Origin of the sequence: Parasediminibacterium paludis (assembly GCF_042651445.1) — a bacterium.
Lineage (GTDB): Bacteria > Bacteroidota > Bacteroidia > Chitinophagales > Chitinophagaceae > Parasediminibacterium > Parasediminibacterium paludis.
The window spans coordinates 508,469-519,773 of the sequence record NZ_JBHSDC010000003.1 but is presented as its reverse complement, the minus strand read 5'-3'; the positions used below and the strand labels follow the sequence as shown (position 1 = coordinate 519,773).

The window sequence follows — 11,305 nt, the reverse complement described above, 5'->3', positions numbered from 1 at the left end:
TCATTTTATAACAATACTTATCCATTAGCATTTTTAAAAGCAGCCTAAACGAGGCTATCAAAGCTAAAGAGAGCCAGAAAAATGATTGCAAAAATCAGAAAATAACGTTTTTCCACAGTATGCCGCATGTATATATGATATTAGGCACACTATCATATAATCTCTCGCATAAGAAATACATGCGGTTGAGTATCGATAATCATGATATTTTTAAATAAAATTTCCCACCTCAATGAGTATTTTCTTAATTTCTTCTTTATTTGAACATTCTAAATGACAAAAAAAAGATGAACCTTTTATTTTTTCTTCTTCTTTCATACTCAATAATGTGTTATGAAAATTCTCACTTTCTCCATAACTCAAAATTTTGTAATTGGTAATATTGTTTTCGTCGCTTTTGATTTTTTTAACAAACAAATAAATGCCAGCATGATTTGAAACCATTATTTCATCAATATCCAATAATGTAAAATGGTATGGAAATTCATTAATTGAACTGGGGAAATTTAAAATTTGAGGATTACTTTTCATGATTTTAGATTAAAAAGTACATACTATTTTTACTTGATTTTTTTTAATAAATATTCCCTAGTAGGACATAGAAACAATAACATTTTAGAGCTCAAAATACCTTGTTAGATCCAAAGTTTAACAGAAAAAAATTATTTAATAATAAAAAAAATAGGAGGCTTAGACAATCTTAAGATCCTCTGCAATTAAATAAATAAAAAGTTAATTGTAACTATAAATTTAATCATGTAGTAACTATTCAATACATCATTATTTTTCTAACTTGTAATCAATGAGTCGTCCTTTTATAGATAAGAGCCGCTTATTTTCTTCTTCAGATGAAATGTATGGGTTACTTTGATCTTCATTATCAATTTTGTATTCTATCTCTGGTCCTAAAGATATAACATTTGACACTTTTATAATAAAACAACCAGATTGGTGTGTTACTTTGTTATATTCTAACTTTTTTTTTAATCCTTCTTGTTGCGTTGAATCAACTATTACTTCTAAAACTTTTATTTTTTCGTCTATAATATCACGAGGCATTATCTTCAAAGTAAATAAATTCCCGTTTTGATATGCATCAAAAATCTCTGCACGTACAGATAGTAATTTATTTTGTTTTATAAAAATATCTTGAAGCCTAAATGTATATTGCTCGATAGTATCATCAAGAATTATAGCATCATAGTGTTTTATCATTTCTCTAATTTCAATTTCGTTTTTAGAGATTTCTTCATAAGGTGGTTTCTCTATTTTCACTTGCTGATTCTCACATGAGAAAATAGTCAACATATAACTAAATGCTAGACATATGTAAAATATTCGTTTAAACCTAAAAAGTATTAAAATTCCTGACATTAGTTAAAGTTTAATTGTTATCTCATTGTTTGTCTTAAAATGCTTTAGGACATTTCATATTGCAGATAGAATACCTATTTACCGATTTGGTCTTTATAATTATTTCTTAAAAATACAAAATCCTTCCACATATACTAAATTATCTTATCAACTGTTTATTAACAGATACTAAAAAAGCCCCTAAAAAGGGGCTTTACCATTCTTGGCCACGGTCACCACACCTCTTGCCAAGTTATTTATACCAGCGCTTTACAAGCGCCTTTAATGCCATCGAAACCGCAAAACTCAAATGAGTGTGACGTTTCCCCTTGGTTGCCGCCTCGTTAGCATCTTGCCCTTCTAAGGGGCATTTTGCCAACCCACAATAAAAGCCCTGGCTCGGTAGCTAGGGCTTTAATTAATGCGCTATTTAATCCTGCGAAAAAAGGTTTTTACAGTCATAAAATCTGGCACTTTGTACAACGATAATTACTCAAAAAAATTTGCCTGTTTTATTTGGTTTTTACATAATTCGTGTTAGACAATGTGCTAAATATTCAGTAAAAATACTCGCTATAATGACCATATTAGGTTAAGCTATTAGTCAACCTATTGCTAGACAAGCCACGCAATTATGTTCTTCTTTTAATAACCTATTTACCGCTGCATAGCCTGTTTGCCGTAGCCAAAATAATTAGGCTTTTCTTCTAATTATAGTATTTTACTAATTATTTCTTTTGCGATGCCAAATATTTTTTTATTTTAATCATAATAAAGTCGGGTGTTAGTCTGGGTAAATTGGATATAAACCAATTGTTAAAGCCAACAATTGTTTTGCCCTTACCTTTTTCTAAAAGTTTGACACCTGCTATTGCTACTTTTTCTACTGGCATTGGTTTATTTGTTTGATAGGCGTTGGTGTTCCACATTTTATCTGAATGAAAAGGTGTATCAATTGTTCCAGGACATAGTGCTAAAACAGCCACATTCGTACCCTCTAATTCTGCTGCTACTGTTTCTGTAAATGATAACACAAATGATTTGGTTGCTGAATAAACAGAAAAATATGGAAACGGTAAGAAAGATAAGAGTGATGCAATATTCATAATCTTACCGCCACCATTTTTTAAAAAATATTGAATAAAAACTTTAGTTAATGCTACTAAAGAAGATATGTTCAATTCAATCATTTTTAATTCTTCCTCCAAACTTGTTTCTTTAAACTCGCCATACAACCCAACGCCTGCATTATTAATAAGTGAAGAAATGGCAACATTTAGCGATATTACTTGATCGTAAAGTTTCAACGCATTCTCTGCAATTGATAGATCTATTGGTAGAACAATCACATTTACTTTGTATTGTTCTTCTATTAACATCTTAACTTCTAAAAGTGATTTTTCATTTCTAGCAACCAATATTATATTGTGTTGTTTTGCTGCTAATTGAATAGCTAATTCTTTGCCTAGCCCACTACTAGCACCTGTAATAATTACAAAAGGTTCCATTTTTTTATATTTTGTTTATTAATTAATTTTTTGTCCATACTTCCGATCTTCCAAAAAGAGAAATACCTATGTATCCTCTGATAGAAAGTTGTGTCTCGGATTTTAATGTCATTTTACAAGTATATGTTTTACCCACCCTTGGATCGTAAATTGAACCATCCATAAACTCACCATGGCCATCATATTTAAAATTGCTGAGAATTACTAAGCCTATTAAATCTCTATTTCTCAATGTTATGTTTGGATTTTTTTTGTCTTTTGTTTCAGACCCTGAACCCCAAATAATTTTTCCATAATACAAATTATTTGATTTGTAAATCAATACCCTGCTATCTTTTTTGGGTGATGTCCATTCACCCAAAATTTGGGATTCATTTATTTGTGCTTGAGTTAATGTGACAAATGGCATGCATAAAAGCCATAGAAAAAAGAATTTTATTTTCATTTTAATGTATTTAAACTTTTATTTAATTAATATTTTCAGTTTCTACTTTAGGTGGAATAAGTTTATACATAACTGGTGTTACAATTCTGGATAGGATTGTAGAACTGATTAACCCACCAATTAATACCAATGCTAACGGCGAAATGAGGGGATTTGGATTGATGGCAATAGGAATTAAACCACCAATGGCTGTTAAGGACGTAAGTATCACTGGTAAAAATCTTGTTTCACCTGCTTGTTCTATTGCATCATTCAATGCCACACCTTGAGCTCTTAATTGATTGGTAAAATCAACCAATAAAATAGAGTTCTTCACTTCTATGCCCGCCAGACCAATAAAGCCAATAATGGCAACAAATGACATGGGATTACCTGTGAGCCATAACATGGCTACACCACCTACAACCCCTAAGGGAATAACTGATAGAATGATGAGCAGGCCTTTAAATGTTTTGAATTGCAGAATTAAAACGGCTGTAAAGAGAAATACCGTTAACAATATCACCGTAATAAAACTTCCACCAAAAGCATCACCTTCGCTCTCTGCTTCGCCTGATAACTTGTAATAGTATCCTTTTGGCATTTTTATTTCATTCAGCTTGGGTACTATTTGCTTTAATACATTGTTGGCTAATACATTTTGCTGTGTTGAAGCAGTTACTTTAACAAACCTTGTTTTATTGAAATGATTAATAGAGGTTGGTGAAGTTTCAAAAGTGATTTGTGCTACTTGGTTTAATGGAATGGCCGTACCCACAGCATTGTTGATGTATAAGTTTTCCAACACTTTTAAATCGGCATATTGTTCTTTAGGTACATCCACCGTAATCTTATACCCATCGCCATCATCATCGGTATAAGTACCCATTTGCAAGCCTGCAACAGCCATGCGAACAGTACGGTCAATATCAACAGTTAATATGCCTAATGTTCTCGCTTTTTCCTGATTGATGTTTACCTTGATATCTGTTTTTAAAAGATTGGTTTCATTGTTTACATACAAAACCTCTTTGCTGCTGCGAATGATTTTTTCAACATCATACGATAATTTTCTGAGCGTATCTAAGTTGTTACCAAATACCCGGATTGAAATGGGTGCTTCAATAGGGGGGCCTTGTTCAAAGTCTTTTACTTCTACAATAGCATAAGGGAAGTTTTGAAACTGTGTTCTTACTTGTTCAATGATTTTCTTTTTGTCATTTGGTTTTGTATCATTGTTTAACTGAATAAAAAACTGTGTAAAATCGTTTCTTTCTTCTTGCTGTATTACGTTGTAGTATACTTGTGGATTACCTTTTCCAACATTAGTAGTAAAGTATTCAATAGTTTTATTGTTGGCTAAAGAATCTTCAATCATTCTGGTGATGCGATTATTCTCCTGCAAACTGGTTTGTAATGGGTAACGCACATTTACCATAAAAATGGGCTTTTCAGATGCAGGAAATAATTTGAAGCCCAGTTTTGGAAAAATCAATACTGCGCCAGCAAACAATATCCCTGCAACTACTAAAGTTGTTTTAGGAAACGCTAAAGCTTTGTGCATTAATTTGGCATACGTGCCATTGATACCTTTTTTGATAGCACGAAGTAGAAAATTACCATCAGGATTATGGTGTTCCTTTAACATACGGCTACTTAAAAATGGCACAACTGTTAATGATACCAACATAGAAGCCACCACACTGCTAATAACAGCTAAAGGTAACCCGCGAATAAACTCACCAGGACCACCAGGCAAAAACACCAAAGGCATAAAAGCAATAGCTAAGGTAGCTGTGGTACCCAACACCGCCATACTGATTTGTTTAGTAGCCTTAATGGCTGCATCCATTTTTGAATGCCCTTCACGTAGCCATCGTTCAATATTTTCTACTACTACAATGCTATCATCTACCAACAAGCCCAATGCCACTACTAAACCAACAATACTTAACTGATTTAATGAAATACCAAAAGCATTTAAACCCACCAAACCCAAAGCCAAGGATAATGGAATGGCAATCATCACAATGAGGGATGCCCTGAAACCTAGTGGCAGTAAGGTTAATAATACTAAGCCTATGGCAATCATAAAATCTTCACTTAAACCGGATAACCTTCTGCTTACATTTTCCCCTTGGTCGAAGTGGGTAACCATTTTAATGTTAGTAGGTAAATCTTTTTCAAAAGACGCTAAAACGGGTATGTAGGCTTTTTGGGTGTTGGCAATATTGGCGCCAACTTTTTGTGCTGCCGTTACTAAAACTGCTCTATGCCCATTCAAGCGAGTGATATGATGTTCTTCATCGTTACGAAATACAATAGATGCTACATCTTTCAAATGCACAATCTTTCCATTACCGTTAAATATAACTGTATTGGCTATATCATCGATACTCGTGTATTTGCCACTCGTTTTTACATTGAAGGTTTTTGTACCAGCATTCAAACTACCACCAGGTATGTTGGCATCTTCACTTTGAATACTGCCTAACACTACATTCAATGGAATATTGAATTGAGCAATTTTTTGCAGGTTCAAATCAACCCGAACAATTTGTTCTGGCAGCCCTGCTACTTTTACTTTCTTGAGATCAGTAATTTTTTCTAATGCTTCTTTTAAATCGTCTGCTTTATCCTTCATTGTTTTGAAAGAAGCTGTTTCAGAGACAAGAGCTATTTGCAATACACTTACATCCGACGGGTCAACCTTGCGAACATCAATATTGGCAATGTCTTTAGGCAAGGTGCTTTTTAAAGCATTCATCTCTCGGATAACTTCTTGATACTTATTATCAATACTTTGACCGTATTTGAATTCTACTTTTATTATGCAATAGCCATCTTGAATGTCTGAAGTAATTTTATCAATGTTATCTAGTTCAAACATTTTGTTCTCTACTGGTTTAACTACCAATTCTTCCAAATCTTTAGGACTTGTACCAGGATAGATGATGACTATTGGAAATTGTGGTGGATTGATTTGAGGGTCTTCTGCCCTTGGCATGGTAAAGAGTGTAACAGCACCTACTAAGGCAACCATTACAAACATTATCAGGGTAAACTGATAGTTTTTTACTGAGAAATTAGTAAGGTTCATGACTGTTATTTTTGAATATTGATGATGGTATTTTCATTTAAGAAAGCCGTATTGGCAACTACAATGGATGATACATTTTCTAAGCCCGATTTTACTGTAACATATTGCTGATTAAAAGCTGCAATTTTTATAGGTACTCGTTTTATTTTATTGCCCTCAATTGGTGTGAACACAAAAGCATCATCGCCATTAGCCTCAACCAATGCGTCGTAAGGTATGATGGCATTTGAACTAGTACCATTAGTTGCAACACTAACTTGTGCATACATTCCTAATGCCAGTTTTTTATTGGTATTATTTAATTTTATTTCCACTACAAACGTTCCACTTGCTAGGTCTGCAGCTAGGTATTTTTTACTGACCGTTCCTTGCAGTATTTCATTTGGATAAGCATCAAGATGAATGCTAGCTTGGTTGCCTTCTGCAATGGCTGCCCACTCGGCATCAGTAATACCAATTTTTACTACCCACCCATTTTGAACATTGGTTTCATTGATTGCAAATACGGGAAAGCCAGCTGCTATGACTTCACCTTTGTTGGCTAATTTTTTAGTAACAAAACCATCTGCTTGTGCATAGATAGCTGTGTATTGTTTATTAAATTGTACAAGGTCAACAGTGCGTTTAGTTACTTCTAAACCAGTTTTTGCATTTTGATATTGCTCTAAAGTAGCTACGCTATCTTGGTACAAGTTTTTTGCTCTGTTATAGTCTCGCTCTGCTTTTTCGGTTGCTAATTTTGCTTGTTGCAATTGCGATTCTATTTCTGTGGTTTTGAGCGTCGCTAACAGTTGACCTTTTTTAAAGTATTGCCCTTCTTCGATTAATACATTTTCAATGACACCACCAATTTTAAAAGCATATTTCGCATCTTGGTCGGTGGATAATAAACCAGTAGCAATGATTTGATGGCTGCTTTGCTGCTGCTGAATAGAAATAACTTTAACAGGGATAGCTTGATTAGCAAATAATGCTGTATCTGTTGTTTTTGGGTGGCAAGAAGTAATAACTACTGTACTACTCACTATAGCAATGATGATTAATTTTTTCATGATTTATTTAATTTAAAGGATAAGATGAATTGGCTCTTTCTACTTCTGCATATTTTGCCCAAGTGTCCATAAGCGCAATACTGCTTTGTAACTGAGCGGTGATGTATTGATTTTGAGCGTCTAAAAGTTCAATGTATAAAGCCTGACCTTCCTTGTATAGTTTTAATAAATCGTTGTAATTGCGTAGGGCAGCTTTTTCTTGAAACAACGTATTGTCATACACTTTTAAAGAAGCCTTGTAAGTATTAATAGCCGTACTTAATTGTACTTCTATTTGACTTTTAACATAATCCGTTTGCTTTATGGTACTATTCAAAGCCGCTTCTGCTTCTTTTACTTTATACTTGTTTTTTCCAGCAGCGAATAAATTCCAATCAACAGATAGACCGAATAGAAAATAAGGTGTATGATTATTTATCTTGAAATCAAAGTTTTGAGCACCAGCATCTAACATTGCACTCACTTTTGGCAAACGGTAGGTATTGCTTAAATGAATAAGATTAGCATTAATTTCCTTTACAATACTTAGCTTACCTAATTCTTCTCTTTTTGAGATGTCTTGGCTAGATTCATTTTCAAGCGATGGAATATTCGTAAATTCATCAGTAATAATGCTGTCGCTTAATGGCCGATTGATTAAAAAATTAAAATACGCTTTTGCATTCTGGCTATTCTTATTGGCATCTATCCATGCACTTTCTATTTTCCTTACCTCATACTCACTTCTTAAAACCACATTTCTATTAACCTTTTGATTATTAAATAAAGCGTTATTGATGCGTAGATTTTCTTTTACTAATTCATTGGCATTTTTGTAAATAGCCACTCCTTTTAGGGATTGTATGTATTGATAAAAGGCGGTTTTTATTTCTTTAACAAGTTCTCTTTTGTAAAGCGTTACTTCTAATTGTTGCAGATTTACCTGTTCATCTTTAATGCGATAATTGTATTTGATGTCAGGATTAAAAATGGGATACGTAGTTCTCAGTTTTACATCATAAAAATTGTTAGGATTTAGTTGAATATTTTGGTTTTGTAACTTGGGAAAATTGTTACTTGCCGTTAGCTGATTTAAAGTGGCATAAGCACTATTCAGCAGGTCGCCTAAGGGAAGCCCAATCACTCTTCCACCTTGTGACAAGGTATAAGTAGTGTTAAAAGCCACATTAGGATAGTAAAGCGTTCTAGCTTCTTTTAAAGCATACATGGCTTTTGATAATTCAAAGTTCTGCTGCTGAATACTTTGATTGTTATTTAATCCAAGTGATATGTATTTATCTATATTAGATTGGGCTTTACTATTGAAGCCAATCGATAGCAAAAAGAGAAAGATGAGATACTTATTCATAAATTCTATTTTTTTAAAAGTTGTTTAATAGCACTTACATGCGATAGAATGACCATTGGCACTAAAAAAGAAGGCAATAATGTAAATGGGAAATACAATATGCCAATATTGGGCTGCTCAAAAGCAAACTGCTGGAAAGGTGTTGGCGAAGCAAGTATAGAATTAATGACTACGTTAATCACCAATAACAAGCAGATGATATTCCATATAATGAGCGGTGTATTACCTACTCTTTTTTTAACGAAAGCTAGATAATACATGACTGGTGCAGATAAGCCAGACAGTATATCGAAGTTTCTACCTTCAAAAGTCATTAAGCTTGGGATGGCTTTATGAACAAATAACCAATACAAAACGATTTCTACAGGTATCCTGATGATGTGAAAAATGGTGAGTGTCTTGATGTTAAATGCCAATAAAAAGGCATCCCCTTTTTTAGTTAATAAATTGTACATGAGGAACAGTAAAGGCGGCACAACCAGCAGCGGAAACCGAGGGGATGCTGCTTTGAAATTGGTATAAAAGCCAGAGATGGAAATGATGCTTTGAAGTACTATCCAAATTGCCATTACAATCAGAAAAGGCTTTTTAAACCCCGAAGCTTTCACAATGAGATAGTAAGCGATTACCACCGTAGAAATAAAAGTGGCATATACATAAAAAGGTAACTGATCCATATATTATTATTTAAAAAGGTTAAAAATTAAGGCTGTGAAAGAAGTGGTTAAAGGATAATCGCCTAGTTGAGCAGCAAACTCATACACCAGTGATTTCTCGATATCAATCAGCTTATTGGGATGTGATTTTAGAATTATTGTTTTTGTTGGCAGACCGTGTATGAACCCTTTAGCTGCTATCGCAGCAGATTGGATAGAATTAGATTGCTTAACGATTTCAATCGTACTATTTAGAAAGCCTGCATCCTGCAATTGCTGTTGTACGAAGGGAATATAACTACAAGAAAAAGGACCAACTTTATGTTGAAGCGGGGGAAACTCACCAGTGAACTGCATTAACACTTGGTTGGTTATTTGCCAAATTCTATTTTCTTCTAAAGCCCCCCAAACATTGAAAAGGAATTGACCTTGAGGTTTTAAGACTCTTTTTATTTCAGAAAAGCCTCTAACCTTATCTTGTAAAAACATGATACCGAATTGGCAAACGATTAAGTCAAAACTGTTATCCGCAAAGGGAATATCAGCAATATCTACTTGTTGCCATCGTAGATTATCAGACTGTACCTGTTGCTTGCCTACTTCAATCATTTCTATACTGAGGTCGGTAGCTATTATTGTAGAGTCATTTGAAAGCAGTTCAGTTAAATAATGCGTTAAACGACCCGTTCCTGCTGCTAGTTCAAGAACACGAACGCCTCCTTTCCGGTGAACTATTCGTGCTGCTAAATCTTTAGCAAAGGGTTCAAAGATGAAATTGCCTAGAACGGATTCATAAACATCTGGTATTTTGCCTGCAAAAGCAAGTTTAGGTTCTTCACTTTGTTTAGGTTTATTTGTAATTGTTTCCATTGTATTATCACTTTAAATTGATAACACAAAGGAAGAAACTAGCCTAAAGATTATGGTTTACTTGTGGCAAGAAGTGGATTGCTTTATGGCAAGAAAAAACTTGTCTTATGGCAAGTGAAGATTTTATCTTAAAGTAAATTCTCGACGTATTCTACTTAAAGAAGTATCAGTAATATTTAGGTATGAAGCAATATGCCTTAGCTGGGCTATTTGAAAAATTTCAGAATTTGTTTCCATTAAGTGAGCATAGCGTTCCTCTGCTGTTAGGTTGATTAAACGCATCGTTCTGTCCTTAAAAAGAATGTATTCTTTTGCTAACATAGCCCTGCCAAATTCACGCCATAATGCATGTTCATGAAAAAGTTTATCTACTGTTTTATAATTAGAATAATATCCTTTCACTTTAGTTATGGCAATGATATTTTCTACTGAAGGTTTTTGCTGAAAGAAGGACGCAACGTCAAAAATTAATCGAGGAGGTGCGTAAAAAGCTGTTGTTACCTCATCACCATTTTCATTAAAAGTGTATGCTCTAAGATGCCCCTCTGTTAAAATCAGGCTACCGCTAATCTTTCCCTGCTTTAGAAAATATTCCCCTTTCTCTAATTCCATTTCTTCAAAGTTTTCTGCGATAAGGTTTAATTCGTCATCGTTTATGTGAAAATGCGGGATAGATGATTTAATAAAATTGAAAAAGAAAGATTTCATACAGTTGCTAGTAGTGGTTTCCACAAATTTATAAAAACACGAGATCTGAATATGATAATACTAATCCGCTAGAAATTTTAAGGAAATAAGTATCTAAAAATAAGAATCGGACCGTACTCGTCTATCAATTATTTGGCAGAGTATAATTTAGTATGCATTCTATTGGCCTATAAGGTTTTACAAATTTATACTTCTTTCTTTTTTGCCAATTTCTCAATGATTTTCTTGGCTTTCTTTAAACGATAAGTTTTAAAAATAACCTATCATTATTAATTCATTCGTCAAA

Annotated in this window: 10 protein-coding genes; all 10 read right to left on the bottom strand. The window is 33.6% G+C overall.

The annotated features are described in order from the left end of the window. Positions 1-210: 210 nt before the first annotated feature. Positions 211-531, bottom strand: a complete 321-nt coding sequence (locus tag ACFOW1_RS05855; RefSeq protein WP_379012849.1) for a hypothetical protein — start codon at positions 529-531, stop codon at positions 211-213. 249 nt (positions 532-780) lie between these two features. Beyond that, a complete protein-coding gene (locus tag ACFOW1_RS05850) occupies positions 781-1,374 on the bottom strand; it encodes a hypothetical protein (protein ID WP_379012848.1) in 594 nt (197 codons plus the stop codon). 707 nt (positions 1,375-2,081) lie between these two features. After that, the gene (locus tag ACFOW1_RS05845) at positions 2,082-2,861 is read right to left on the bottom strand and encodes an SDR family NAD(P)-dependent oxidoreductase (RefSeq protein ID WP_379012846.1); all 780 of its coding nucleotides are present in this window, start codon (positions 2,859-2,861) and stop codon (positions 2,082-2,084) included. Positions 2,862-2,883: 22 nt separating this feature from the next. Beyond that, positions 2,884-3,306: a DUF2147 domain-containing protein gene (locus tag ACFOW1_RS05840; RefSeq protein WP_379012845.1), complete on the bottom strand. Its 423-nt coding sequence runs from the start codon at positions 3,304-3,306 to the stop codon at positions 2,884-2,886. Between the two features lie 22 nt (positions 3,307-3,328). Continuing rightward, a complete protein-coding gene (locus ACFOW1_RS05835; protein ID WP_379012843.1) occupies positions 3,329-6,385 on the bottom strand; it encodes an efflux RND transporter permease subunit in 3,057 nt (1,018 codons plus the stop codon). 5 nt (positions 6,386-6,390) lie between these two features. Continuing rightward, complete coding sequence (locus tag ACFOW1_RS05830) at positions 6,391-7,437, bottom strand: efflux RND transporter periplasmic adaptor subunit (RefSeq protein WP_379012842.1); 1,047 nt, start codon at positions 7,435-7,437, stop codon at positions 6,391-6,393. 7 nt (positions 7,438-7,444) lie between these two features. Continuing rightward, positions 7,445-8,785 carry a TolC family protein gene (locus ACFOW1_RS05825; RefSeq protein WP_379012841.1) on the bottom strand — a complete coding sequence of 447 codons (1,341 nt, stop codon included), beginning with the start codon at positions 8,783-8,785 and terminating at the stop codon, positions 7,445-7,447. A gap of 5 nt (positions 8,786-8,790) precedes the next feature. Further along, a complete protein-coding gene (locus ACFOW1_RS05820; RefSeq protein WP_379012840.1) occupies positions 8,791-9,462 on the bottom strand; it encodes a hypothetical protein in 672 nt (223 codons plus the stop codon). A gap of 6 nt (positions 9,463-9,468) precedes the next feature. After that, a complete protein-coding gene (locus ACFOW1_RS05815; RefSeq protein ID WP_379012838.1) occupies positions 9,469-10,311 on the bottom strand; it encodes a class I SAM-dependent methyltransferase in 843 nt (280 codons plus the stop codon). Between the two features lie 123 nt (positions 10,312-10,434). After that, entirely contained in the window at positions 10,435-11,019 is a 585-nt protein-coding gene (locus ACFOW1_RS05810) for a Crp/Fnr family transcriptional regulator (protein ID WP_379012837.1), read from the bottom strand. Positions 11,020-11,305 lie beyond the last annotated feature (286 nt).